A 25,473-nucleotide genomic window follows, 5' to 3' on the forward strand; every position below is an offset into this window, starting at 1 on the left:
GACATGTTCGATCCGATCGTTGCGTTTTTCCAGCGTGTCTTCACCGCGATCGGGCGCGGCATCGGGCTCGTCGTTGCCTGGCTGCTTTGGCCCTTCGTGGCGGCGGGCAACTGGTACCGGCAGCGCAGCTGGCTGCTCAAGGGGCCGATCGGCCTCATCCTCATCGGTCTGGTCCTGTTCTACGGCTACTTCATCTGGCAGACCCAGGCCTGGACGAACTTCAACGAAGACTACATCGACCAGTACAAGCTGGCAGAGCGCAAGGTGCCCGCCGGCTCGCCGATGGGCGGCCCCGGTGCGACGTCGACGGGACAATCGACGACCGGCGGCACTGCCAACAACCTTGCGGGTGTCGCAACGCAGCCGATGGAATCGACGCCGGAGGCGCTCGCGGCCGTTCAACTGCCGGCCGGCACCGTGTGCCAGACGTCGGCGATCGTCGATGTCACCGCCGACCTCATCGATTTCAATGTGAACGAGAATGCCTGGATCTCGTCGATGCTGCTCTACAAGGTCGGCCTCTTCGGGCTCGACTGGGACGACACGCCCTGGCTCGACAACAAGGCGTCGTTCCAGCGCGGGGTCAACCAGGCGATCCGCCGTACTTCCGTGGAACTCGTCGATTCGCTCGGTCGCATGCGCGGCACCTCGGGCATCAACAACGCCCTGCAGAGCGCGCGCGGCAACATGCAGTTCGATGAAGAGACCTGGTATTTCGGGATCAACCCGTTCGGTCCGAAAACTCCGACGCCGAGCTTCTATCGCGCGGCGATGAAGGATCTGAGGTCCTTCAACACCTCGCTCAGCAAGTGTGAGGCGATTTTCGACGGCCGCTCCGATAACCTCGTCGAGTTCCTCGACCGTGTCGCCAACGACCTCGGCAACACCTCGGCGATCCTGCGCGAGCGCTCGGAAAACCACAATGGCGGCTGGTTCGACACGCGTGCGGATGACCGCTTCTGGTTCGCCTATGGCCAGCTCTACGGCTACTACGGCATCCTTTCGGCTGCCGGTGCCGACTTCGACAACGTCGTCGCCCAGCGCGGCCTGTTGCCGATCTGGACGGAAACGATCAAGCAACTGCGGGCAGCACTCCGCATCCAGCCATGGATCATCTCCAATGGCGAGGAAGCCGGCTGGATCATGCCGACGCATCTGGCGACGATGGGCTTCTATACGCTGCGCGTCCGCTCCAACATCGTCGAGATGCGCGACATCCTCGCGCGCTAAGACCGAACGGTAAGGTGGCGCCCGAGTATCCGGGCGCTGCCGATTACTTGAGTTCAAGCGGGACGCGGGTCGAAAACCGCAGACGCGTTTCCTCATCCCGCTCCGGTATCATGAACTGCGCCTTGAAAGGCGCGGGTAAAAACGAGACCCTGGGGAGGGGACTGTCATGGCGGAGGTCAAGTCCGATATCGAGATTGCGCGCGCGGCGAAGAAAAAGCCGATCCTGGAGATCGGGGCCGCACTCGGCATACCGCCGGAGGACCTGTTGCCCTACGGCCATGACAAGGCGAAGATCAGCGCCGATTTCATCGCCCGCCAGCGCGGGAAGAAGAACGGCCATCTGATCCTGGTGACGGCGATCAACCCGACGCCGGCAGGCGAAGGCAAGACGACAACGACCGTGGGCCTCGGCGATGGGCTGAACCGCATCGGCAAGAAGGCGATCATCTGCATCCGCGAGGCGTCCCTCGGGCCCTGCTTCGGCGTCAAGGGCGGTGCTGCCGGCGGCGGTTATGCGCAGGTTGTGCCGATGGAGGACATGAACCTCCACTTCACCGGCGATTTCCACGCGATCACCTCGGCGCACAATCTGCTCGCAGCACTGCTGGACAACCACATCTACTGGGGCAACGAGCAGAACATCGACGTCCGTCGTATTTCGTGGCGGCGGGTGATGGACATGAACGACCGCGCACTGCGCAACATCGTCGGCTCGCTCGGCGGGATCGCCAACGGTTATCCACGCGAGACCGGCTTCGACATCACCGTCGCCTCCGAAGTTATGGCGATCCTCTGCCTTTCGGCGGATCTTAGGGATCTCGAGCAGCGGCTTGGCAACATCATCATCGGCTACCGCCGTGACAAGAGCCCGGTCTTTGCGCGCGACATCAAGGCCGATGGGGCGATGGCGGTGCTGCTCAAGGATGCTATTCAGCCGAACCTGGTGCAGACCCTCGAAAACAACCCCGCCTTCGTCCACGGCGGCCCCTTTGCCAATATCGCCCATGGCTGCAACTCGGTGATTGCGACGACGACGGCACTGAAGCTTGCCGACTATGTGGTGACCGAAGCCGGCTTCGGCGCCGATCTCGGCGCGGAAAAATTCTTCGACATCAAGTGCCGCAAGGCCGGGCTGAAGCCGGATGCCGCGGTGCTGGTCGCGACCGTCCGCGCGATCAAGATGAACGGCGGCGTCAAGAAGGACGACCTCGGGAAGGAAAATCTGGAAGCGCTGCGCAAGGGCTGCGCCAACCTTGGCCGGCATGTGCAGAACGTCAAGAAGTTCGGCGTACCCGTCATCGTCGCGATCAACCACTTCACCTCCGATACCGAGGCCGAAGTGCAGGCTATCAAGGATTATGTGGCGACGCTTGGCGCCGAAGCGGTGCTCTGCCGCCATTGGGCCGAGGGCTCCGCCGGCATCGAGGAGCTGGCGATGAAGGTGGCGGCACTTGCCGAGGGCGGACACTCGCAGTTCTCGCCGCTTTACCCCGACGACATGTCGCTCTTCCACAAGATCGAGACGATCGCCAAGGACATCTACCATGCGAGCGAGGTGATTGCCGACAAGTCGGTGCGCGACCAGCTGCGCAGCTGGGAAGATCAGGGTTACGGCCATCTGCCGATCTGCATGGCAAAGACGCAGTATTCCTTCTCGACCGATCCGAACCTGCGCGGTGCGCCGACAGGCCATGCTGTGCCGATCCGCGAAGTGCGGCTGGCCGCCGGCGCCGGCTTCATCGTGGTGATCACCGGCGAGATCATGACGATGCCCGGCCTGCCGAAGGTGCCTTCGTCGGAAAAGATCTTCCTCAATGATCAGGGCTACATCGAAGGGCTGTTCTAGGCGCTTCCTGCCTGCCTGAAAAACAATGCCGCACATCCGGATGGATGCGCGGCATTCTTGTGTCCGGGGTCTCCCGAGGCGGAAATCAGGCGGTGAGGCTGAGGAAGTCTGCCTTGCCGAGCGGCACGCCCTTGTGGCGCAGGATGTCGTAGGCGGTCGTCAGGTGGAAGTAGAAGTTCGGCAGCACGAATTTTTGCAGGTATTCCTCACCCGTGAGCGTCACCTTCAGGTTCGGGAAATTCAGCACGACTTCGCGACTGTCGCTGTCTTCGAGATCGACAGGGCGCACCGTTTCAAGGAAGGCGACGGACTTGGCGATGCGCTGGCGCAGTTCGTCAAACGTCTTTTCCTCGTCCGGGAACCGGGGCACTTCGATCGACGTCAGCCGGCCGACCAGGCCCTTGCTGGTGTCGCTGACACGCTGCACCTGGCCGGCAAGCGTCAGCATATCGGGCGCCAGCCGGGCGTGGACGAGATCATCCGTGGGGATGCCCTTTTCCTCAGCGAAAGCCTCTGCCTTGTCGAGCAGCTTGGTGAGGACACCAAGGCCGCGAACGAGTGCGGGAATGGAGAGCTGGTACATCGTCAATGCCATGACAGATTTCCTTGAGATTAGGCGCAAAGCGGGTGGATTTTCCTCGCGCCGTATTTGGGAGCCGGGGCGGGCTCCTGCAAGGCGCGCAGCCCGGTATCTTTTGGGCTACGAGGGGCCTGCGGGAGACGACAGGACGCAGGCGCCTTGCTCTGGTCAGGACATGTGGTCTCGTGCACTGATCCGCGCAGGAACGCATCAGGGATGCCACGATGACGCCAGAGGAACTCCAGTCCTATCTTCATAACCACATCCCGCTGTCAGCGGCGATGCAGGTCCGCGTGGATGCGGTGAGCGACGATCATGTGCTGCTCTCGGCGCCGCTTGCACCCAACATCAACCACCGTGACACGGTGTTCGGCGGCAGCGCCTCGGCGCTCGCGATCCTGTCGGCCTGGTCGCTGCTGCATGTGCGCATGCGCAAAAGCGGCGTTGCGGCGCGCCTGGTGATCCAGAGCAACCGGATGGATTATCTGAAGCCGGTCGCCGGCGCTTTCGCCGCGCGCTCGTCGCTGGCGGATGCCGGGCAATGGCCGGGCTTTCTGCGATTGCTCGAACGTCGGGGCAGGGCGCGCGCCGTGGTCGTTGCCGACCTCCTCGACGGCGACACCTTGGCCGGTCGCTTCGAGGGCGAGTTTGTCGCCCTTGGCTACGACAACGCCTGACGAGCGCCAGCGCAAGGAGGCTCATTCCTAGCGGCAGTAGCGGTAGTCGTTGCGGCGCTCGATGACGTCGAGATGCAGGTGGGTTTCGTGGGCGGCGTCGCTGCCGGGGTCGAGCACAGTCTTGAAGTAGAGGCAGGCGGACGCAGTGACCGCGCGCTGGAAGGCACCGTCCATGGTGCCATCCTCGTCGCGCGGCTGGATGGCGATCGTCGCGCCGTTGCTTAACGTGAAGGACGCGATGTCGACGGCGTTGCCGTGGGCGTGCTCGGAGATTTTGCCCGTCGTCGCATTGTTGCGCAGGCGGCAGATATAGGTCGATGCCTGGTTCAGCGCCTTGATCTTGATGGTCTTGTCGAAGGCGACTTCGGCGGCCGGCTGGGCGGTCTCCTTGGTCCAGCGTGCAAGCGCCAGCGCCGTTTCGCACCGCATAAGCCCCTTAGGCGCGAGTGTGACGGCGGGCAGGATGCTCGTGACCTCCAGTGGCTTGTCGATGCCGCAGCCCTTGCCGTCGTCGATGCGTTTGGCTTCGACAAACGTCGCTCCGATCGCCTTCAGGTCGGCGACACACTTTGCATAGTCGGCGGCGTCCTCCGCTTCGACCGGCGGATAGACGATCGGTGCCGGCTTTTCCTCTTTCTTGTCGTCGGCGGGCTGGTCCTTTTCGCCTGTGGCCGGCTTTTGATCCTTCGCCGCTCCTTCACTCCCGTCCTTGGGCTTTGGCTGCGGCACGGGCTGTTCGTCGCCAGTCGGCACCTCTGGCTGATCGGCCTTGCCACCGTCCGTAGGCGTCGCCGGTTTCTCTTCGGGTGTGGGAGCAGCCTCTTTCTCTCCCGCCTCGCTCGGCGGTTTTTTTAGCGGGATCGGTCCGGATTTCGGCAGGCTGGCGCCGGTGAGGATCAGGAGTGACAGCAGGATCAAGGGAAAAGAGCGACGCATCCGGGTCCTTTCGCATTGCCCCCGCAGCGGGGCCTGGAAGGGAGGGAACGCACGGAACCGGATCTGGTTTCATCCGGCCCTCGGCAAAAGCGTTGCAGTTTAGCAACGCCTCGAATTGGCGCGACCCCATAAATTGTGGGGACTGCCTTTGTATGTTGACAAGAACACTCATGTTTTTTATGCGGCTTAAATGAGGCGACGACATGTCGCGCCGCTCTAGAATCTACCGCCCAGCCAGCCCCTTGAGTTTGCCGCTCAACAGCAAGCCCGGCCTCCGAAAATCAAAGGATTGGTCCATGCTCACCCGGCATCGTCGCCTGGCTCTTTTGGCTTGCACGACAACTCTTGCAATTTCAGTCGCTACCGTCGCATTCGCGCAAAGCGCAACAACCCAGGCTAAGTCGGAAGAGAAGGCCGAGGAGACAAAGAAGGGCGAAACTTACCTCTCGCCGATCGTTGCCAAGGGCGGGCGCACCGCTGACCCCTATGCCAAGCCCGGCCCCGTCAGCGTCGTCACGACGGACCAGATCGATCTGCAATCGGGGCAGGAGACTGACGACCTGTTGCGCAGCGTTCCCGGCACCTCGACCGCGAACAACCCGCAAAACCCGGGCGTCGCGGTCAACATCCGCGGTTTCGAGGGTTCCGGCCGCGTCAACATGATGATCGACGGCGTGCGCCAGAACTTCCGCTTCACCGGCCACGAAGCCCAGGGTTTTGCCTATTTCGACCCGGCATTCCTTTCCGAAATCGATGTGACCCGCGGCGCCGTGACCGGGGTTGGCGGCGGTGCACTGGCCGGTTCGGTCAACTTCCGGACCTATGATGTCGAAGACCTGATCCAGGACGGCAAGAACTACGGCGGCATTGCTTCGGCTACGTACGGCACAAACGGTGCCGGCTGGTCGGAATCACTGATCGGCGCCTACCGTTTCAATGACGTCTTCTCCGTGCTCGGCGGCATCAGCAAGGCTGATCCCGGCAACTATGACAACGGCAACGGGGTCGAGGTACCCTTCACCGAGGAAGACCTTCTGTCCGGCCTGTTGAAGTTCGAAGTGACGCCGGACAAGGATCACACCTTCAAGCTCACCGGCCTCACCTATGACAACGACTTCTTCGCGAACTCCTACTTCCAGAACGTGAAGAACCAGACGGTTTCTGCAAGCTATTCCTACACGCCGGACAACGAACTCATCGATTTCCGTGCGAACGCCTACTGGAACCGGCTAAAGATGAAGTACGACACCGACATTCGCGGTGGCGGCACGGCGGCCGGTCGGCGCATCACCGACACGGGTAAGGGCTTTGACATCTCGAACACCTCGCTGTTCGACCTTGGCGATGTTGCCGTCAAGGCGAACTACGGCGTCGAGTATTTCCGCGACGACTACGATGTCATCAACAGCACGGCCCGGCCGGGGGCCGGCGTCAACGGCAGCGGCACCAATGCCACCACCGGCGTCTTCAGCAATACGACCTTCACCTATGGCATGCTGGATCTGACGGCAGGCCTGAGATGGGATCACTTCAGCCTCGATGGCTCCGGCGCTGTCGTTGCCGGCAACCCGATCGGTCTGCCGGCCGGCCCTTACACCGTCGATAAGTCCGAAGGTCGCCTCAACCCGAGCATCACGGTCGCGCTCAACCCGACGGAATGGTTCCAGCCATACGTTACATACGCGGAAACCTCGCGTTCGCCGACGGTCAACGAGACCTTCGCCGGCGGCACACATCCGGGACCGTCGGGCCAGTCGTTCTTCCCCAATCCGTTTCTTGAGCCGGAAACCTCCAAGGGCTGGGAAATCGGTGCGAACTTCGCCTTCGACGGGCTGCTCGATCCCAGCGACAGCCTGCGGGTCAAGGCCAACTACTTCCATAACCGCGTCGACAACTACATCACCGCAGCGATGCTCAACGGCGGTCGTCAGATCTTCTTCGTCAACAATCCCGGGATCTCGACGGTCCAGGGTTTCGAGTTGCAGGCGGCGTATGACGCCGGATACGTCTTCGGCGACCTTGCCTACACCTACACCGAGAGCGATCTGCCGTCGCAGATCAATGGTTTCGGCGTGCAGAGCTACCTGCCTGAAAACATTGTCAGCGCAACGCTTGGCGCCCGCTTCCTCGAAGACCAGCGCCTGACGGTCGGTACGCGCCTCTACGCCGTTTCGAACGCGTTTGTCGGCGAAATCAATCGTACGCCGCCGAACGTTCCGGGCTACGGTCTCGTCGATCTCTTCGCCAACTACAAGTTCGAAAACGGCTTTGAAGTCACGGCCCAGGTCACGAACCTGTTCGACAAGACCTATACGCCGTCGTCGAGCACCATTGCCGGAAGCACGATCGATACCGGCCGCGGCCGCACCTTCCTGGTGACGGCGAAGGCGAAGTTCTGATAGGATCAGACCAATTCCAGTCGGGGCGGCTCTTCGGGGCCGCCTCTTTTTTTGGCGCAACCGTGACGATGCGCGCCGCTTTCCCGCTTGCGCAAGTCCGCAACCCAAGCTAACACTTTCGCCCATGGAAAACGCACGCAACATTTCGATCTGGTGGTGGGCTCGCTGAAGCGGCCTTGACCAGTCATGCGTGATTGAGAGATGAAGCCGCCCGGAGATTTCGAGGCGGCTTTTTTGTATCCAGGCCGCTCAAGGACCGGGCTTTTACGGAGCGAGGCGAATGGCAACGGTAATTCTCGAGGACGGCTCGGAGAGCTACACCACCAAGGGCGGCATTACGGTGACGCGCCGGCGGCGGGAAGCGTCCTATGGCCAGGCGATCGCGAGCTATGTGGACAAGCTCGACGAACGCCGCGGCGCAGTGTTCTCCTCCAACTACGAATATCCCGGCCGCTACACTCGTTGGGACACGGCTGTCGTCGATCCGCCGCTCGGGATCTCGTCCTTCGGCCGCTCGCTCTGGATTGAAGCCTATAACGGCCGCGGCGAAGTGCTGCTTGCGATCATCGCCGAGCATCTGAAGACCGTCGCCGACATCACGCTCGGCGCTTCGACCAGCCGACGCCTCGACCTGACGATCAACGCGCCGGATCGCGTCTTCACGGAAGAAGAGCGCTCGAAGATGCCGACGGTGTTCAGCGTGCTGCGCGCCGTCACCAATCTTTTCCATTCGGCCGAGGATGCGAGCCTCGGGCTCTACGGTGCCTTCGGCTACGATCTCGCCTTCCAGTTCGATGCGATCGACCTGAAGCTGAAGCGTCCCGACGACCAGCGCGACATGGTGCTGTTCCTGCCGGATGAAATCCTCGTCGTCGACCACTATGCCGCCAAGGCCTGGATCGACCGCTACGATTTCGCCAAGGACGGCAAGACCACCGAAGGCAAGGCGGAAGAGATCGCCAGCGAACCCTTTAAGACCGTCGACAGCATTCCGCCGCATGGCGACCATCACCCGGGCGAATATGCCGAACTCGTCGTCAAGGCGAAGGAGAGCTTCCGCCGCGGCGACCTTTTCGAAGTGGTGCCCGGCCAGAAATTCTTCGAGCGCTGCGAGAGCAAGCCGTCGGAGATTTCCAACCGGCTGAAGGCGATCAATCCGTCGCCCTATTCCTTCTTCATCAATCTCGGCAACCAGGAATATCTCGTCGGGGCATCGCCGGAAATGTTCGTGCGTGTTTCCGGCCGCCGCATCGAGACCTGCCCGATCTCGGGCACGATCAAGCGCGGCGACGATCCGATCGCCGACAGCGAGCAGATCCTGAAGCTGTTGAACTCCAAGAAGGACGAATCCGAACTCACCATGTGCTCGGACGTCGACCGCAACGACAAGAGCCGGGTCTGCGTGCCGGGCTCGGTCAAGGTCATCGGCCGCCGCCAGATCGAGATGTATTCGCGCCTGATCCATACGGTCGACCATATTGAGGGACGCCTGCGCGATGATATGGATGCCTTCGACGGCTTCCTCAGCCACGCCTGGGCGGTGACCGTCACGGGTGCGCCGAAGCTCTGGGCCATGCGCTTCATCGAAAGCCATGAGAAGAGCCCGCGCGCATGGTATGGTGGCGCGATCGGCATGGTCGGCTTCAATGGCGACATGAACACGGGCCTGACGCTGCGCACGATCCGCATCAAGGACGGTATCGCCGAGGTGAGGGCAGGGGCGACGCTGCTCTACGATTCAAATCCGGAAGAAGAAGAAGCCGAAACCGAACTGAAGGCCTCCGCCATGATCGCTGCCATTCGCGATGCGAGATCCGCCAATGCCGGCAAGGCCGGTCGCGACGTTGCCGCTGTTGGCGCCGGCGTCAACATCCTCTTGGTCGATCACGAGGACAGCTTCGTCCATACGCTTGCGAACTATTTCCGCCAGACGGGGGCGACCGTTACGACGGTGCGCTCGCCGGTGGCCGAAGAGATCTTCGATCGGGTGAAGCCGGATCTCGTCGTGCTTTCGCCCGGACCTGGCAATCCCAAGGATTTCGACTGCAAGGCGACGATCAAGAAGGCGCGGGCGCGCGACCTGCCGATCTTCGGTGTCTGCCTCGGGCTGCAGGCGCTTGCCGAAGCCTACGGCGGGGATCTCCGCCAACTCGCGATCCCGATGCACGGCAAGCCGTCGCGCATCCGCGTGCTGGAGCCGGGCATCGTCTTCTCCGGCCTCGGCAAGGAAGTGACCGTCGGTCGTTACCATTCGATCTTTGCCGATCCGGCGAGCCTGCCTGCGGAGTTCATGATCACCGCCGAAAGCGAAGATGGCACGATTATGGGCATCGAGCACACGAAGGAGCCGGTGGCGGCGGTGCAGTTCCATCCGGAATCGATCATGACGCTCGGCGGCGACGCGGGCATGCGGATGATCGAGAACGTCGTGGCGCACCTCGCCAAGCGCGCCAAGATCAAGGCCGCCTGATTAGCCCGGCAATCCCCTATTCCGGGATGGAGCTGTTGACGAAGACAAGGTGCCGCTTCCACCGTGGAGGCGGCACTTTCTGTTCCTACTGTGCCGCCTGAATGGCCGGCACATTCTCGCAGCGATCGGCAAACAGTCGCTCGCTCAGAAAATCGACGAAGACGCGGACCTTGGGGGAGAGGTGACGGTTCGACGGCCACAGCAGGTGGAACTGTCCGGGCGCGTCGAGATGGGCGTCGAGCACTGTGTGCAGTCTGCCGTCGCGAAGATGGTGGCGGGCGAGAAAGTCCGGCAGGCAGCCGATGCCGAGGCCGCTAAGCACGGCGCCGCCGAGCGCTTCCATGTTGTTGCAGTTCAGCACGGTCTTGAGGCGCGGCTCCTTTCCCTCAGGCGGCAGCGTGATCGGCCATTCCTGCAGCTTGCGGCTGTTGGGAAAGCGGAAGCGAACCGCATGGTGTCCTTCGAGGTCGCGGGGGCATTCGGGCCTGCCATGCTCTCGAAGGTATGACGGAGCAGCGCAGAGCAGAAGCTGGAACGGCCTGAGCGCGCGCGTCATCAGTCGTGAATCCGGCAGCACGCCGCTGCGGATCGCGACATCCACTTCCTCGTCGATCAGGTCGACGATGCGGTCGTTGAAGTCGAGGTCGAGTTCGATTTCGGGATAACGCCGTACGAACGCCGGCAGCACCGGCAACAGCAGGTGGTAGCTGACGATCGGCACGCTGACGCGCAGCCGACCGCGCGGCGTCGCCACGGCGTCCGCCAATGACGCCTCGGCGTCGTCGAGATCATCGAGGATGCGGCGGCAGCGCTCGTGAAAGAGGCGTCCCTCCTCGGTCAAGCGGATACTACGGGTCGAGCGCTGCAGCAGGCGGACGCCGAGTTCTCGTTCGAGAGTGGTAACAGCCTTTCCGACCGCGGAAGCGGACAGGCCGAGCACGCGACCGGCCGCGACGAAACTGCCGAGGTCGGCGGTGCGGACGAAGGCGGTCAAGCCGCTCAAGCGATCCATGCTACCTCCATTCGAGCGTTTTGTTCCGGTATGATCGGAGCATTGATGCCGTTCTCATCGAATTATGTCGAAACTATCCTGCATTCGTCAATCGATACCCGGCAAGTGTCGACCTCAAGACGCAAGGTCCTACCGGGCCTGCGCGGGTATCCCCTTTGCTCGAACGGATGGAACGGGGAATGAGAACCGAAATTCAAGAACCACGCGGGCGCCGGCTCGTCCTTCTTGCGGTCTGTTGCGCCGCGGCGGCAATGCCGCTCACCTTCACCGGACCGGCGGTGGCGCTGCCGTCGATCAGTCGCAGCCTCGGCGCCGATCCAGTTGCCCTCAACTGGGTCACCAACGCCTTCATGCTGACCTTCGGCAGTTCGCTGATGGCGGCCGGTGCGCTTGCCGACAGTTTCGGTCGCAAACGCGTGTTCCTGGGTGGTCTGGCGGCCTTCGTGCTGTTTTCGGCCGGGCTCGCCTTCGCTCGGGATATCCTATGGTTCGATGCCCTGAGAGCGCTTCAGGGTATTGGGGCAGCCGCCGCCTTTTCCGGCGGCATGGCTTCGCTCGCACAGGAGTTCGACGAGAACGAGCGGCTCCGGGCCTTCAGCCTGGTCGGCGCCAGCTTCGGTGTCGGCCTTGCCTTTGGGCCGATCGCCTCCGGCCTGATGGTCGAGGCCTTCGGCTGGCCGGCGATCTTCGTCCTGGTCGTGGCGCTCGCCGGCCTGTCTCTGGCACTCGGTGCGGTCTTCCTGCGGGAAACACGCGATCCGGACGCTGCTGGCCTCGACTGGAAGGGAGCGGCAAGTTTCACGGCGGCGCTCACCGCACTCACCTTCGGCATTCTGCAGGGTCCGGAAAACGGCTGGAGCCATCCGCTCGTGCTCGCGATGCTCGCGGCATCGGTGTTCTTCTTCCTGGCCTTCTGGCGGATCGAGCGTTCGGTCGCGCGGCCGATGCTGGATCTGACGCTGTTTCGATATCCGCGTTTTGTCGGCGTGCAATTGCTGGCGGCAGCCCCCGCCTACGGCTTCGTGGTGCTGCTCATCCTGCTTCCGGTCCGCTTCATCGGTATCGAAGGCATGAGCGCCGTCGCGGGCGGGCAGATGATGATCGCCATGTCCGCGCCGCTTCTGATCCTGCCGATCGCGGCGGGCCTTCTGACGCGCTGGTTCACGCCGGCGGTTATCTGCGGTGTGGGCTTGCTGATATCGGCGGCCGGGCTCCTCTGGCTCAGTCTGTTTCCGGCGGGGTCCGGGCCGGCCACGCTGCTTGCACCACTGATGATGATCGGTCTCGGCATCAGCTTGCCTTGGGGGCTGATGGACGGGCTTGCGGTCAGTGTCGTGCCGAAGGAGCGCGCCGGGATGGCGACGGGCATCTTCAGCACCACGCGCGTGGCCGGGGAGGGCATTGCGCTGGCGATCGTGACCGCCATCCTCTCCGCGCTTACGGCCTGGAACCTCGGATCGGAAGCCGGCGCCACTGCGGCTCCCATGGCGCAGCGCATCGTCACCGGCAATCTGCCCGCGGCGATGCAGCTTGCCCCTGAGACATCGCACGCCGCGCTGCTGCAGGCCTATGGCGACGCGTTCAGCGTCCTGCTTCTGGTTTTGACCGGCATCACTGTCGCAACTGCGGCCGTGGTATTCTTCTTCATCGGCAGGGGCGATAAGGCCGCCGGTGATGCGGAGATCGAAGCCGGTGCTCTGCCTTTCGAGGCGATTGCCTGCGGAGAAACCGGAACCGGCCGATCCAATCTTTGACAAGCGCCGCTTAATCCAGCATATGCTTGTCCATCGACCGCCTGCGCGAAAATTCGCGCGGGCGGTTTTGCGTTTGAATGGGCTTGCGTTTGCAACTCGTTTGCATCTGCACGAGGAATGACAATGACGACTGGAACCGAAAACCGCACCGTGCTCCGCCTTGCTTTCTGGGGCATACCGCTCTCGCTCGCTGTGCTCGGCCTGAAGCTGCTTGCCTGGTGGCTGACAGGCTCGATCGCGCTTCTCTCCGACGGGCTGGAGTCGACCGTCAACGTGATCGCGGCGGTCATCGCCTATCTGATGATCGGCTATGCTTCCAAGCCGGCCGACGCCGGCCACCCCTTCGGTCACCACAAGGCGGAGTATTTCTCGGCCGTTATCGAAGGCGTTCTGATCGTCGTTGCGGCACTGCTCATCGTCTGGGAGGCGGTGCCGGCAATGATGGCGCCAGTGTTGATGGAAGCACCGGCTCTGGGCCTGGCGATCAACTTCGTCGCCGGCGTCATCAACGCCATCTGGGCCTATGTGCTGATCACCGCCGGCCGCAAGCACCGCTCGCCGGCACTCAGCGCCGACGGCCACCACATCCTGTCGGACGTCGTCACCTCGATCGGCGTTCTCGTCGGCCTCGTGCTTGCGATCTCCACCGGCTACGCGATCCTTGATCCGCTGCTGGCCGTCATTGTCGCCTGCAACATTCTTTACCAGGGCTGGATGGTGATCTCGCGCTCGATCGACGGGCTGATGGACCGGGCCGTCTCGGGTGAGGAAGAAGAAGCGATCAAACAGGCGATCGCCGCCAACGCCGCGGGTTCGCTCGGCGTGCACGATCTGAAGACCCGTCAGGCCGGTCCGGCGATCTTCGTCGATTTCCATATGGTCGTGCCGGAGTTGATGCCGGTCGGCGAGGCGCATGACATCTGCGACCGGATCGAGGATGCGATCCGGGACGTGCATCCCGGTGCCAAGATCGCGATCCATGTGGAGCCCGAAGGTGAGAAGGCGCATGGTGTGCGCGTCAAGACGACGGTCGGGCGCCACTGATTCAAGGTCGACGGCACTTCAACCGTGACGAGGTTTCCTTCTTGAGGCAGTTCTGATTTAAGCGCCGCAAACGGAGCGGGCCGACGAGGGCAAAGGCCAGTCGACCGCACCCACGCGCGGATGTTCTCATGGAGCAACAGGCAAATGAGCAAGACTGACGTATCCGGCCTTTCGCAACTAGGCGCAAAGGTCGATCTACCACAGAGCCCGGAAGACGCGGTGCTGGAGCGGGTCCCGAGCGGCAACAAGGGCAAGGACTATCTGGTGCGCTTCACCGCGCCGGAATTCACCTCGCTCTGCCCGATGACCGGCCAGCCGGATTTCGCCCATATCGTCATCGATTATGTGCCGGACGAATGGCTGGTGGAATCGAAGTCGCTGAAGCTGTTCCTGCATTCCTTCCGTAACCACGGCGCATTCCACGAAGATTGCACCATCGAGATCGCCCAACGGCTGGTGTCGTTGCTTCAGCCACGCTGGCTTCGCATCGGCGCCTATTGGTATCCGCGCGGCGGCATCCCGATCGACGTCTTCTGGCAGACCGGCAAGCCGCCCGAGGGCCTGTGGCTGCCCGACCAGGGCGTGCCGACCTATCGCGGTCGCGGCTAAAGCGGGAGATCCCCCCGCTACGGTCTGAGTGACTGGCGTTTGAGCCAGGCGTCAACGATGCGCGCGGCGATCTGATCGGTCGGGTCGCGCGTGTCCACTTCTAGGTCGTAGGCGCAGTAATCGTGCGTCTTCAGGTGAAAGCGGGCTTCGCCGATCGTGCGGTCGCCGCGCTCGCGCTCGCGACGCTCCAGGTCTTCGATCGGCGCGTGCACTCCGACCCAGAAGGTGTCCAGATGCGCGGTTTGCCTTCTGATATCGTCGGACCAGCTTTTCTCCTCGACGATGTGCTCGACGATCAGGTCGTTGCCGGCCTCGGCGAAGGCTGCGATCGAGCGATGAAATCCGTCGAAGAACCTCGCACGCTCGCCGCGCATTCCAGGATGCATGCCGCGCCTAGGGACCCGAAATCCGGCGTCGGCAAGCTGGTCGGAGGCATAGTAACAAAAGGGCTCCGGGAGGATTTCCCGGAGCGCCTTTGCCAGCGTTGACTTTCCGGCACTCGACGTGCCGTTCAGAAAGATAATTCGTCCGTGCTGCATGCCCGTTTGATTTCAGCCGAAGATCAAGGCAGCGCCGGCCAGAGCCGTGAGACCGCCGAGGAGGCGGGCAAGCAGGCCGCCGCCGGAGAGGCGCTGAAGGGCGATGCCGAGGCCGATGCCGGCCACGTGCAGCGCGGCGGTGGCGAGGATGAAGCCGACCGAGAAGGCAAGCGCCCCGGCGCTGCCGAGTTCGCCGCCATGGGCATGGCCGTGGAAGAGGGCGAAGACGCCAACGATCGCAGCGGATGCCGCCGTGTCGAGCCGCACCGCCATGGCAACAAGCAGGCCGAGCGCCACCACCGAGGCGAGGATCGCCGGCTCGACGAAGGGCAGGCCGACACCGGCAACCGCCAGCGCGAAGCCCGCTGCCATCATCGCGACGAAGGCCGCCGGCACGACAACGAGCGCCCGGCCGCCGATCTGCGCCGCCCAGAGGCCGACGGCGACCATGACGAGGATATGGTCAAGTCCGAACAGCGGATGCGAGAAGCCGGCGGCAAACGAGCCGTGCTCTGCCGGATTGAGATGGGCGAAGGCGGGTGCGGCGGAGGCTATCAGCGCGGCAGTGGCGATCAGGATGCGTCTGTTCATGCGTGTCCCCATGGATGGGCGGGACCTGGGAGGCTGGCCCCACTCTTGAGTGTTTGACGCGACCGATCTTATTGGCCTCCGTCCCCCTGTCTATACGGCATTTGGCGGTAGGTGTTTTTACCATAAGCATAGTCGACCTTGCTGCTTTGTCGCCGCTTCGGTTTGTTGCATTGTCTTCGGCGTCGAGTCGCATTATCTGACTTTGACTGAAGACTTCATGAGATGCCGGAGAAAAACGGATGATGAACGACGACGAGGACGACAAGAAGACCGAATTGCCGCTCGGCAAGGAAACGGAGGCGAACCTTTTCAAGTCGCGTTCGATTTTCATCTACGGGTCGATCAATCAGGAACTGGCGCAGAAGGTCTGCTCGCAGCTCGTGGCGCTTGCCGCCGCCAGCGACGAAGACATCCGCATCTTCGTCAATTCGCCGGGCGGCCATGTCGAATCGGGCGACAGCATCCACGACATGATCAAGTTCGTGAAGCCGAAGGTCTGGACCATCGGCACCGGCTGGGTCGCTTCCGCCGGCGCGCTGATCTTTGTCGGCGCTCCCAAGGAGCGTCGCATTTGCCTGCCGAACACCCGCTTCCTGCTTCACCAACCGTCGGGCGGCACCCGCGGCATGGCGTCGGACATCGAGATCCAGGCACGCGAAATCATCAAGATGAACGATCGCCTGAACAAGATCTTCGCCGACGCAACCGGCCAGCCGGTCGAGAAGATCGCCAAGGACACGGACCGCGATTACTGGCTTTCCGCTGAGGAAGCGAAGTCCTACGGCCTCGTTTCGCGGATCATCTCGTCTGCTGCGGACATCTGAGTTCGCAAGCAAGTCAAGGATTTGGAGGGCATCGGCATTTCGCTGGTGCCCTTTTCTTTTGCGGTGATCCTCGCCATCGCGTGGCTTGCTCCACTCTGGCAAGCCGTGTATAGGCTTTGAGCATGACCAAGGCTGACGCATATCGGATCGCCTCGATCCCCGCCGGACACGATACCAATCGTGCGCCGTCGCGCGCCTTCGCCTCGCTTCTTCTTCTCGGCCTTACTCGCGGTTGCCGGGTTCGCTGAGGAGCGCCCGGCGGCCGAAAAGCCACGCCGGCGGATGCTCCTCGACCCCATCAAGTGTTTTAGGATAAAGGCGCGTTCGGCGCGGCATTAGCCATCGCAATCCGATCCCCGATCGGGTATGGCAAGGCGGCCAGGACGTCCAGTGATGAAGAGAAGCTGCAATGATCCAGAAATCCCATCCCGTTAAGATTGGCATGCCGGAAGCGGCGGTGAAGTACCAGGCCTATCCGCAGATCGCGCTCACCGACCGCACCTGGCCGTCGAAGACGATCACCAAGGCACCGATCTGGTGCTCGGTCGACCTGCGTGACGGCAACCAGTCGCTGGTCGACCCGATGGGGCACGATCGCAAGGCCCGCATGTTCCAGCTGCTGCTCGACATGGGCTTCAAGGAAATCGAAATCGGCTTCCCCTCGGCCTCGCAGACCGATTTCGATTTTGCCCGCTGGTGCATCGAGGAAGGCAATGTCGCCAAGGATGTGTCGCTGCAGGTGCTGGTGCAGTGCCGGCCCGAGTTGATCACCCGCACCTTCGAAGCGCTGGAAGGCGCGCACCAACCGATCGTGCATTTCTACAATTCGACGAGTGAACTGCAGCGCCGTGTGGTGTTTGCCAAGGACGTGCGCGGCATCAAGCAGATTGCGACCGACGCCGCCAAGATGATCACCGACATGGCGGCCAAGGCCGGCGGCGGCTACCGCTTCGAGTATTCGCCGGAAAGCTTTACCGGCACCGAGCTCGAAGTGGCCTTGGAGATCTGCAACGCGGTCACCGAGATCGTCAAGCCGACGCCAGACAACAAGCTGATCCTGAACCTGCCCTCGACCGTCGAGATGGCGACGCCGAACATCTATGCCGACCAGATCGAATGGATGTGCCGCAACCTCGACAACCGCGAAAGCCTGATCATCTCGCTGCACCCGCACAACGACCGCGGCACCGGCATCGCCGCTACCGAATTGGGCCTGATGGCTGGCGCCGACCGCGTCGAAGGCACGCTGTTCGGCAATGGCGAGCGCACCGGCAACGTCGATGTCGTGACGCTGGCGCTGAACATGTTCACGCAGGGCGTCGATCCGCAGCTCGACTGCTCCGATATCGAGCGGATCAAGGAAGTCTACGAATACTCCAACCAGATGGTCATTCCCGAGCGCCATCCTTATGTCGGCGAACTGGTCTACACGGCCTTCTCCGGCTCGCACCAGGATGCGATCAACAAGGGCATGAAGGCGATCAAGACCGCCAACAAGCCGCTCTGGGAAGTGCCGTACCTGCCGATCGATCCGCGTGACGTCGGCCGCTCCTACGAGGCGATCATCCGCATCAACTCGCAGTCGGGCAAGGGCGGCATCGCCTACATCCTGCAGGAAGACTACGGCATCAACCTGCCGCGCAACCTCCAGGTCGAGTTCCGCGAGGACATCCAGCGCATCACCGACGAGGAAGGCAAGGAGCTGCCGTCCAAGCGCATCTACGAGCGCTTCATCGAGCGCTACGTCGAGCAGCCGGGCGCGCGCATCAAGTTCGTCGACCATCACACTTATCCGGTGGGCGAGCACAAGGGCGTGCGCGTGGTGGCGGCCGAGATCACCGACAATGGCGAGGTCAAGCGCATCGAAGGCAAGGGCACCGGCCCGATCGACGGCTTCATCAATGCGCTGTCGATCTATCTCGGCATCGACCTCTCGGTTGCGGATTACTCCGAGCACTCGCTGCAGCACGGCTCGAACGCAGCCGCGATCGCCTATGTCGAGATGGAGCACCCGGGTGGCAAGCTGTTCGGCGCCGGTATCAACACCAACATCGTTGCCGCCTCGCTCGAAGCGATCGTTTCGGCGGCAAACCGCGTACTCGAGATGAAGCGCGGCTGATACGCTTTAGCGTGACGAATGAAGCCGCGTCGGGGAAACCCGGCGCGGCCTTTTCGTTTCAGGGGTAGGGGAATGCCGTCGATCTCAGATCGTCGCGGCGACGGCTTCGGCGATGTCCTGGATGCCGACATGGGAAGACGGGCCGACGAGCACGAAAGAGGCGCCGCCTCGCTGCCAGGAGACCATGCCGAGATCGTCGCGGATGCTCTCGTCGAACTGCTCCGCCTGCGGGCCGGTGGTGTTCTTGAGGAAACAGATCGCGAAGATTTCGCCTTCGGTGCTTCGGTAGACGAGCTGCGCCACGGGCTTGCCGTTGGCGACGAGCAGCCGGGCGCCCTCGAAGGTCAGGCCCTTGCCGGAAAGCTGCGGGACCTTGAAGGGAACGCCGACGCTTGCGGCAAGCCAGGTCTCGATCTTCGGTCCCTCTGTCGCCGGGACCTCGACCAGATGCTCCTTCTGCCGCGAATAGATGCGGTGATAGTCGGCGATGTCGTCGAGCCAGCCACGCGCCGCGGCGAGCTTGGTCGGCTCGCTCCCGGTGTTCGCCGTCCCGACGATGAAGCCGGCGCCGCCGCCGAGCAGCAGCAGGGCCACCGATGCGGCAAGCATGCGCGGCCAGACCCGCGCGTGCCGGACAGTGGTCGTCGTTGCCGCAATCCGCTCGGTCTTCGGATTGACCCCCGGACCCTGCTTGATTTGCCGGACAAGAGCGAGCGGCACGGGATCGTGCAGGAAATCTTCGAAGGCGGTATCGCCGAAACTGCTGCCGGCCTTCAGCCTCTCGAACAACGCCTTGGCGTCCTCGTCGCGGGCGAGAATCGCGTCGAGTTCGGTTCGTTCAGCTTCGCCGATCTCGCCGTCGATATAGGCAGAAAGGCGCACTTCGAGCGCTTGACCCCTTGTCTGTTGCAACGGTCAGGCCCTCCTTTCGGTATTCTCTGAGATCATCGCCGCGAGCCTGAGGCGCGCGGTCGACAGTCTGCTCATGACGGTGCCGATCGGAATGCCCAGGATATCGGCGGTCTCGCGATAGCTGTGGCCTTCGACATTGACCAGCAGGAATACGCTCGCCAGCCCCTCGGGCATCGACAGGATCATCTTCTGCAACTGATTGGCGTAGACGGCTTTTTCGGCCGACGGCTCGATGCTGAGTTCGTCATGTCCGAGCGCATCGACGGTGCCGCTGCCGGTGCGAACCTTGCGCTTGCGGATTTCGTCGACCCAGAGATTGCGCGTCATCGCGTAGACCCAGCTTTCCAGCCGGCCCTCTCCGTTCCAGAGGTGGCTGCGGGTGATCGCGCGCTCGCAGGCTTCCTGGACGAGGTCGTCGGCGTCATTGGCATTGCGCGTCAGCGTCATCGCGAAACGGCGCAATTTGGGCAGCAGGCTGACCAAGTCGCGTCTGAAGTCCTTCGTTTCTGCCGCTGGACGCATTTCTCTTCCAATGAAACGTGCCGGATCATGCATTTATTCGCCGTGCTGCGCACGAGCGGATGATATGAAACATTTGCTCCTTAGTCTGCAAGGGAAGTCCCGGAACGGAAAGCAAATTCTGCTGCTTCATGGCGCCTTTTCCCAAAAAGCTTTCGCTTGCCCGCGGCCGTTAATCACGCGCTTCGTTACCGTTAACTGCAATGGTGGCCGGAGATCGCGTCAAAGTTCGGCCCGAATCTGGCCGGACCTCATGCACAACTGCAGGTCGACGTCGGGGACACGCCAATGAACGCACAGCATCGCAATGGCATGAGTATTGTCAGGTTTGTCGGGAGACATTGTGGCGGACGCCGCATTCGGGGAGGTGCGGCCGTCATTCGCACGGCTGCGCTGGTGCCTTTGTTTGCGGGGCTCGCCGCCTGCCAGAGCGCCCAGGTCATGGAAACGGGGTCTCTATCCTCCTACAAGGATTTCGTTGCCAGCGACGGGATGGTGACCAAGACGAAGTACCGGGTGGATTCTGCTGCCACCAAGAACGTCAAGACGGTGCATGTGATCCCGACGACCTTTGCCGCCACCGCGGATCTCGACAAGCTCGGGGATCCGCAAAAGAAGCTGGTGGCCACGGCGATCGACCGGTCGCTCTGCGAAGCCCTGAGCGAGCAATTCGACGTCGTGCCGATCTCCAAGCCCGCCGACATGGCGGTGCGCTCCGTGATCAGCAAGGTCAAATCGACCAATGCAGTCGTCGCCGGCGTGTCGACTGTCACCTCGGCCGTCGCTCCGATCCCGGTTCCGCGCATTCCCATCGGCCTTGGAAGTCTCGCGGTCGAGGCGGAGGCATTCGACCCGATGGGCAAGCAGATCGCCGGGCTGGCATGGGCGCGTGGCGCCAACATCCTCACCAACGGGTCCCGCGCCTCGACGGCTGCCGACGCCTTCGAGCTTGCAGGCGACTTCTCAAGCGACTTCAGTGCGCTGCTCGAAAAATCGGGTGACCCGATGAAGTCCGATTTTGAGCTGCCGTCGATGAAGAACGTCAAGAACAGCGTCGCCTATGCCGTCACCGGCAAACCCACCGATCCGGATTGCGCCGTGTTCGGCAAGGGATCCGGTCTCGGCGGCATCGCTGGCGGCGCGCTCGGCCTGCCGCCGGAATGGTCGGAGAAGAAGAACGAGGCAAAGTCGATTGCTGACGGCACGACGGGAGGCGGTCCCTCAGCAGGCGGGGCGAAGGGAAATGCAGCCAAGGCAAGCGAGCCCAAAAAGAACGGGCCGGCGGCAAGCGGGTCGAAGAAAACCTAGCGTCCCAGTCCGTGTCTGTGGCACGTCGGATCGAGGCGGCGCCTGGCGCCGCCCGTCCATGTTACCGCCCGGTCAGTACTGGCGGACGCCGCCGAGCGACTGCAGCAAGGCGCGGTAAGCCCAGGTGTTTTCGCCGCCGCGGTCGCGGATCTCGACGAGTTGCACACGCGCTTCCTCGACGCGGCCCTGTTCGATCAGCGCCTGGCCCATGTAGGAGCGGGCGAGGATGTAGTTCTCGTCGGCCTGGAGCGCGCGTTTGTAGTACTGCATGCCGAGTTCCATGCGCCCGGCCTTGCGGTTGGCATAGCCGAGGTAGTTGAGCACCCGGGCGCTCTGCTGGTCCTTGACGGCGCCGAGCACCCTGATCGAATTTTCATACTGGCCGGCATAGGCGAGTTCGCGGGCAGCCTGGAACAGGATATCGTCGCCAAGGTCGCTCTTCTTGGCGTCAACGCAGGCCTTTTTCTTGGCGTCCCATACCTTGCCGTCGGTGCATTCGCTGGTCGTCTTGGTTTTCTTCGGCGGTTCGCTCGTATCCTCGCCGGCGGCCATCACCGCATGCGCCATGAAGCTGGTTGCCCCGGCGGCAAACAGGGCGAAAACGAGGTTCTTGTGGTTCATCATGCCATCTCCCATTGCTGGCGCATGACCGCGAAAGCCTCGCGCTGTTTCAAACGACTGCGTGTCCTGCATTCGCGCAGAGGCGGGCGCGCTGCCATGCGGCGGCGGACCGGAGTATGACGCAGCAGGGCCGGGGTTTATTCGCCGGGCGATGAATTTTCTGCGGAGGGAGGCTGCGTTCGGCTAGAAGCGTGTGGTTTCGGCGAGCGACACCGTGGTGGCATCGTCGTTCAGGGCGTAGCGCTCGCGCGTCAGGTGCCAGTTTCCGGCTTCACCGGCGACGGTGAACAGGTTGTAGGCTGCCGGCGGCTTGTGGCCGCCAGGACCTTGCGAGGCCGAGGCGATGCCGACAACCGGGACAGGGGCATGCTGGCCCTTCAGCCAATAGACAGTGTTGAGGTGCGTGTGGCCGTGGATCACGAGTTCGGCGCCGCCGGAGGAGATCGTCGCAGCAAAGCGGCGAATGCCGATCATGCGCTTGTGCATCGAGGTCGCGCCGCGGATCGGCGGATGGTGGATCATGACGATGCGGAAGAGGCCAGCCTCGCCGGCCTGGCGCAGCAGATTGACGGTGGCGCGGGCCTGGCGTTGGCCGAAATAGCCGCTGGCGGCAAAGGGCGGGGTCGCAACGGCGGTCGAGCAGCCGATCAGCGCCACCGGGCCGCGCACGCGCATGTAGGGAAAGCAGCGGTGCCGGTCATGCCAATGCGCCGGCGCATCGTCGCCGCGCATATAGGGATACCAGGCACGGGTGGTCTTCTCGTAGGCGCCCGGAACATAGGCGTCGTGGTTGCCCGGAACGACGGAGATGTTTTCCGGCTTGCCCGCATCCTCCAGCCATTCTGTCACCGCCTTGATCTCGAGCGAGGAGGCGAGATTGACGAGATCGCCCGTCATCGCCAGATGGTCCGGATCCTTCTTCTCGATGTCGGCCAGCAGGGTGTCGAGCGTACCGGTGAAGAGATGGCGGCTGCGGTTGCGGTGCCAGTTGACGAAACCGGTGATGCGCTTGGAAGCGAGTTCCCTGAGGGATAGCTCGGGCAAGGGCCCGAGGTGGACGTCGGAAATATGGGCGAGTTTGAACATCGACCCCGTCTAGCGCATATTCCGGCCGAGGGGAATCAGGTCGCCCGATGAATCGCGTGTGGCCGGGACGAGGAAGGAAAAAACGCCTGGAACAGGATCGGCCACCGGAGATGCGGCGCTGGTATCTCCGGCTGCTGATGTGGCTTGCGCATGGCTACTACGCTGTTGCGCGCGGCATGACGATGGGTGTGCGGGCGGCCTGTTTCGATGGCGAGGGCCGCGTTTTCCTCGTCCGCCACTCCTACCTGCCGGGCTGGCACCTGCCGGGCGGGGGGCTCGACCGCGACGAGGCCTCGATCGACGGCTTGCTGCGGGAGTTGCGCGAGGAGGGGAACCTCGAAGTTTCGGCGCCGCCGGTGCTCATCCAGGTCTACTACAACAGGCGCACGAGCCGCCGCGACCACGTCGTCTTCTACCGCTGTGACGGTGTCAGCCAGAGCGCGCCGAAAACGCCCGATCTCGAGATTTCCGAAAGTGGCTTCTTCGCACTGGACGCGCTGCCTGACGACACCACGCCGGCGACACGCCGCCGGCTTGCGGAACTTGCCGGCGACGTCGCAATCGATCGCTACTGGTAGCGATCGATTGCCCTTTCAGTGCAGTGTTACAGCGCCTCGCGGGCGTGCGGGGCGGTGAGGTCGAGCACCGGACCTACCGGCACGACGCCCGTCGGGTTGATGGTCGTGTGGCTGCGGTAGTAGTGCTCCTTGATGTGGCGCATGTCGACCGTCTCGGCCACGCCCGGCACCTGATAGAGTTCCCGCAGATACCCTTGGAGGTTCGGATAGTCGGCGATCCGGCGGATGTTGCACTTGAAATGGCCGACATAGACAGGATCGAAGCGCACCAGCGTCGTGAATAGCCGCCAGTCGGCCTCGGTGAGGCGGCTGCCGGTGAGGTAACGGTGCGAGCCGAGGCGCTCTTCCAGGTTGTCCAGCCGCGCAAAGAGTGCCGTCACACTTTCCTCGTAGGCGGATTGCGTGGTGGCAAAGCCTGCCTTGTAGACGCCGTTGTTGACGTCATTGTAGACGTCGGTGTTCATCGCATCGATCTCGCCGCGCAGCTCTTCCGGATAGAAATCGAGCGTCGAGCCGGTCAGGCCATCGAAGGCGGAGTTGAACATCCGGATGATCTCGGAGGATTCATTCGAAACGATGGTGTTCTGCTTCTTGTCCCAGAGGACGGGCACGGTCACGCGGCCGGAATAGTTGGCATCGGCGCGGGTATAGACCTGCCACAGCGCCTTCGAGCCGAAGAGATGATCGCCGGTGCCGATGCCGCCGTCCTTGAATTCCCAGCCCTGGGTGAGCATCAGCGGATCGACCACGGAAACGGAGATCAGGTCCTCGAGCTTTTTCAGCTTGCGGAAGATCAGTGTACGATGGGCCCATGGGCAGGCGAGCGAAACATAGAGGTGATAGCGATCGGCCTCGGCCTTGAAGCCGGCGTCGCCGCTCGGGCCGGCCGACCCGTCCGCCGTCACCCAGTTGCGGAACTGCGAAGCGCTGCGCTTGAAGTGGCCGTTCGTTGCCACCGTGTCGTACCAGACGTCCTGCCAGACGCCATCTACCAACCTGCCCATCGGACAAACTCCTTCGTGATCGTTGCGTCAATAGATAGCGCTTCCAGCGACATTCGATAGGTGGCGAAATCGGAACAGTGCGTTTTAGGCTTTGACAGAGGGCAAATTTCTGCTATCGGCGATTTCACAACTTTTTTCGTGTCTGGAAGAATCCGCACAGATGATGTTCTCGGGAAACCTGCGACGACGCTGATGCTGCCAACGCCCTCATCGGGCGAAGCCATCCCTATGTCTGTTCGCATGCCTGGTTTCTCGATCTCATGAAAAAGCACGATCTCGTCTATCTGACCGAAGACGCGTCCCATGACGCAGCCATCGAAATCATCAACGAAGAAGCTTTCGGCCCCGGCCGGTTTGCCCGGGCGGCCGCGCGCATCCGCGAGCAGGGGCTGCATGACCGGTCGCTGTCCTTCATCTGCGCCGACAATGGCGAGACGATCGCATCGGTCCGGATGACGCCGGTCATGGCGGGCTCGATCAAGGGCCACCTGCTCGGACCGCTCGCCGTCAGGCCGTCGCACAAGAACCAGGGCATCGGCCGGGAACTGGTGCGCATCGCGGTCGAGGCGGCGCGGCGCAAGGGCTCACACGCGGTGATCCTTGTCGGCGATCCGCCCTATTACCAGCCGCTCGGCTTCGAGAAGGTGCGTTACGCGGCACTCGAGTTCCCTGGGCCGGTCGACCCGGCGCGGGTGCTCGTGGTGCCGATGGCAGAGGGTGTGCATGCCGGACTTGCCGGCGTTATCGCCTGGCGGGATGATAGGCTGATGCAGGCGGAGCCGATTGCGTTGCCGCTGGCCGTCTGATCCCGGACC

24 protein-coding genes are annotated in these 25,473 nt (G+C 62.9%); 14 read left to right on the plus strand and 10 right to left on the minus strand.

Annotated features, from left to right (window positions below; translation table 11 throughout):
• Positions 1-3: 3 nt before the first annotated feature.
• Both IB272_RS16530 and IB272_RS16535 read left to right on the plus strand, forming a co-directional pair.
• On the plus strand, positions 4-1,230 hold the full coding sequence (locus IB272_RS16530; protein ID WP_060581719.1) for a DUF2333 family protein: 1,227 nt from the start codon (positions 4-6) through the stop codon (positions 1,228-1,230).
• 166 nt (positions 1,231-1,396) lie between these two features.
• A complete protein-coding gene (locus IB272_RS16535) occupies positions 1,397-3,076 on the plus strand; it encodes a formate--tetrahydrofolate ligase (RefSeq protein WP_034788903.1) in 1,680 nt (559 codons plus the stop codon).
• Positions 3,077-3,161: 85 nt separating this feature from the next.
• On the opposite strand, the gene IB272_RS16540 is transcribed toward IB272_RS16535, so the two are convergent.
• Entirely contained in the window at positions 3,162-3,671 is a 510-nt protein-coding gene (locus IB272_RS16540) for a DUF1993 domain-containing protein (RefSeq protein ID WP_060581721.1), read from the minus strand.
• A 209-nt stretch (positions 3,672-3,880) separates the two neighbouring features.
• Here IB272_RS16540 and IB272_RS16545 point away from each other — a divergent pair, with 209 nt between their 5' ends.
• Positions 3,881-4,333 (plus strand): thioesterase domain-containing protein, encoded by a 453-nt coding sequence (locus tag IB272_RS16545; protein WP_060581723.1) that lies wholly within the window; start codon positions 3,881-3,883, stop codon positions 4,331-4,333.
• A 27-nt stretch (positions 4,334-4,360) separates the two neighbouring features.
• On the opposite strand, the gene IB272_RS16550 is transcribed toward IB272_RS16545, so the two are convergent.
• Positions 4,361-5,269, minus strand: coding sequence for an extensin family protein (locus IB272_RS16550; RefSeq protein WP_060581724.1), 909 nt, complete (start codon positions 5,267-5,269; stop codon positions 4,361-4,363).
• A gap of 296 nt (positions 5,270-5,565) precedes the next feature.
• On the opposite strand from IB272_RS16550, the gene IB272_RS16555 reads away from it, so the two are divergent.
• From IB272_RS16555 to IB272_RS16565, 3 genes are all read left to right on the plus strand, one after another.
• Positions 5,566-7,668: a TonB-dependent hemoglobin/transferrin/lactoferrin family receptor gene (locus tag IB272_RS16555; protein ID WP_034788880.1), complete on the plus strand. Its 2,103-nt coding sequence runs from the start codon at positions 5,566-5,568 to the stop codon at positions 7,666-7,668.
• 124 nt (positions 7,669-7,792) lie between these two features.
• Entirely contained in the window at positions 7,793-7,837 is a 45-nt protein-coding gene (trpLE, locus tag IB272_RS16560; RefSeq protein ID WP_178385070.1) for a trpE operon leader peptide TrpLE, read from the plus strand.
• Positions 7,838-7,948: 111 nt separating this feature from the next.
• On the plus strand, positions 7,949-10,138 hold the full coding sequence (locus IB272_RS16565) for an anthranilate synthase (RefSeq protein ID WP_060518756.1): 2,190 nt from the start codon (positions 7,949-7,951) through the stop codon (positions 10,136-10,138).
• Between the two features lie 85 nt (positions 10,139-10,223).
• Here IB272_RS16565 and IB272_RS16570 read toward each other — a convergent pair whose 3' ends face one another.
• Positions 10,224-11,150: a LysR substrate-binding domain-containing protein gene (locus IB272_RS16570; RefSeq protein WP_060581726.1), complete on the minus strand. Its 927-nt coding sequence runs from the start codon at positions 11,148-11,150 to the stop codon at positions 10,224-10,226.
• 179 nt (positions 11,151-11,329) lie between these two features.
• On the opposite strand from IB272_RS16570, the gene IB272_RS16575 reads away from it, so the two are divergent.
• The 3 genes from IB272_RS16575 to queF all read left to right on the plus strand — a co-directional run bounded on the left by IB272_RS16575 (position 11,330) and on the right by queF (position 14,557).
• Entirely contained in the window at positions 11,330-12,904 is a 1,575-nt protein-coding gene (locus tag IB272_RS16575; RefSeq protein ID WP_060581728.1) for an MFS transporter, read from the plus strand.
• Positions 12,905-13,021: 117 nt separating this feature from the next.
• Positions 13,022-13,948, plus strand: coding sequence for a cation diffusion facilitator family transporter (locus tag IB272_RS16580; protein WP_060581729.1), 927 nt, complete (start codon positions 13,022-13,024; stop codon positions 13,946-13,948).
• Positions 13,949-14,092: 144 nt separating this feature from the next.
• On the plus strand, positions 14,093-14,557 hold the full coding sequence (queF, locus tag IB272_RS16585; protein ID WP_034788869.1) for a preQ(1) synthase: 465 nt from the start codon (positions 14,093-14,095) through the stop codon (positions 14,555-14,557).
• A 17-nt stretch (positions 14,558-14,574) separates the two neighbouring features.
• Here queF and IB272_RS16590 read toward each other — a convergent pair whose 3' ends face one another.
• Positions 14,575-15,096 (minus strand): hypothetical protein, encoded by a 522-nt coding sequence (locus tag IB272_RS16590; RefSeq protein ID WP_060581731.1) that lies wholly within the window; start codon positions 15,094-15,096, stop codon positions 14,575-14,577.
• Positions 15,097-15,108: 12 nt separating this feature from the next.
• On the minus strand, positions 15,109-15,687 hold the full coding sequence (locus IB272_RS16595; RefSeq protein WP_060518747.1) for a HupE/UreJ family protein: 579 nt from the start codon (positions 15,685-15,687) through the stop codon (positions 15,109-15,111).
• A gap of 239 nt (positions 15,688-15,926) precedes the next feature.
• Between IB272_RS16595 and IB272_RS16600 the strand changes: the two genes are divergently transcribed.
• Together IB272_RS16600 and leuA are read left to right on the plus strand one after the other, a co-directional pair.
• Complete coding sequence (locus IB272_RS16600) at positions 15,927-16,511, plus strand: ATP-dependent Clp protease proteolytic subunit (protein WP_034788862.1); 585 nt, start codon at positions 15,927-15,929, stop codon at positions 16,509-16,511.
• Positions 16,512-16,920: 409 nt separating this feature from the next.
• On the plus strand, positions 16,921-18,630 hold the full coding sequence (leuA, locus tag IB272_RS16605; RefSeq protein WP_060518745.1) for a 2-isopropylmalate synthase: 1,710 nt from the start codon (positions 16,921-16,923) through the stop codon (positions 18,628-18,630).
• An 84-nt stretch (positions 18,631-18,714) separates the two neighbouring features.
• On the opposite strand, the gene IB272_RS16610 is transcribed toward leuA, so the two are convergent.
• Together IB272_RS16610 and IB272_RS16615 are read right to left on the minus strand one after the other, a co-directional pair.
• The gene (locus IB272_RS16610; protein WP_060581732.1) at positions 18,715-19,542 is read right to left on the minus strand and encodes an anti-sigma factor; all 828 of its coding nucleotides are present in this window, start codon (positions 19,540-19,542) and stop codon (positions 18,715-18,717) included.
• Positions 19,543-19,545: 3 nt separating this feature from the next.
• The gene (locus tag IB272_RS16615; protein ID WP_034788854.1) at positions 19,546-20,064 is read right to left on the minus strand and encodes an RNA polymerase sigma factor; all 519 of its coding nucleotides are present in this window, start codon (positions 20,062-20,064) and stop codon (positions 19,546-19,548) included.
• Positions 20,065-20,349: 285 nt separating this feature from the next.
• On the opposite strand from IB272_RS16615, the gene IB272_RS16620 reads away from it, so the two are divergent.
• Positions 20,350-21,369: a DUF3313 domain-containing protein gene (locus IB272_RS16620; protein ID WP_113136097.1), complete on the plus strand. Its 1,020-nt coding sequence runs from the start codon at positions 20,350-20,352 to the stop codon at positions 21,367-21,369.
• 72 nt (positions 21,370-21,441) lie between these two features.
• Here the strand turns inward: IB272_RS16620 and IB272_RS16625 are convergent, their stop codons facing one another.
• Both IB272_RS16625 and IB272_RS16630 read right to left on the minus strand, forming a co-directional pair.
• Positions 21,442-21,990 (minus strand): tetratricopeptide repeat protein, encoded by a 549-nt coding sequence (locus IB272_RS16625; protein ID WP_082566327.1) that lies wholly within the window; start codon positions 21,988-21,990, stop codon positions 21,442-21,444.
• Between the two features lie 183 nt (positions 21,991-22,173).
• Complete coding sequence (locus tag IB272_RS16630; RefSeq protein ID WP_034788848.1) at positions 22,174-23,076, minus strand: metallophosphoesterase; 903 nt, start codon at positions 23,074-23,076, stop codon at positions 22,174-22,176.
• Positions 23,077-23,186: 110 nt separating this feature from the next.
• On the opposite strand from IB272_RS16630, the gene IB272_RS16635 reads away from it, so the two are divergent.
• Positions 23,187-23,654, plus strand: coding sequence for an NUDIX domain-containing protein (locus IB272_RS16635; protein ID WP_060581736.1), 468 nt, complete (start codon positions 23,187-23,189; stop codon positions 23,652-23,654).
• A gap of 26 nt (positions 23,655-23,680) precedes the next feature.
• Here IB272_RS16635 and IB272_RS16640 read toward each other — a convergent pair whose 3' ends face one another.
• Positions 23,681-24,658 (minus strand): glutathione S-transferase family protein, encoded by a 978-nt coding sequence (locus IB272_RS16640; RefSeq protein ID WP_060581738.1) that lies wholly within the window; start codon positions 24,656-24,658, stop codon positions 23,681-23,683.
• Between the two features lie 260 nt (positions 24,659-24,918).
• Here IB272_RS16640 and IB272_RS16645 point away from each other — a divergent pair, with 260 nt between their 5' ends.
• The gene (locus IB272_RS16645; RefSeq protein WP_192444570.1) at positions 24,919-25,464 is read left to right on the plus strand and encodes an N-acetyltransferase; all 546 of its coding nucleotides are present in this window, start codon (positions 24,919-24,921) and stop codon (positions 25,462-25,464) included.
• Positions 25,465-25,473: the final 9 nt, after the last annotated feature.

The organism is Ensifer sp. ENS08 (assembly GCF_014852195.1).
In the GTDB taxonomy this organism is placed as follows: domain Bacteria; phylum Pseudomonadota; class Alphaproteobacteria; order Rhizobiales; family Rhizobiaceae; genus Ensifer; species Ensifer adhaerens.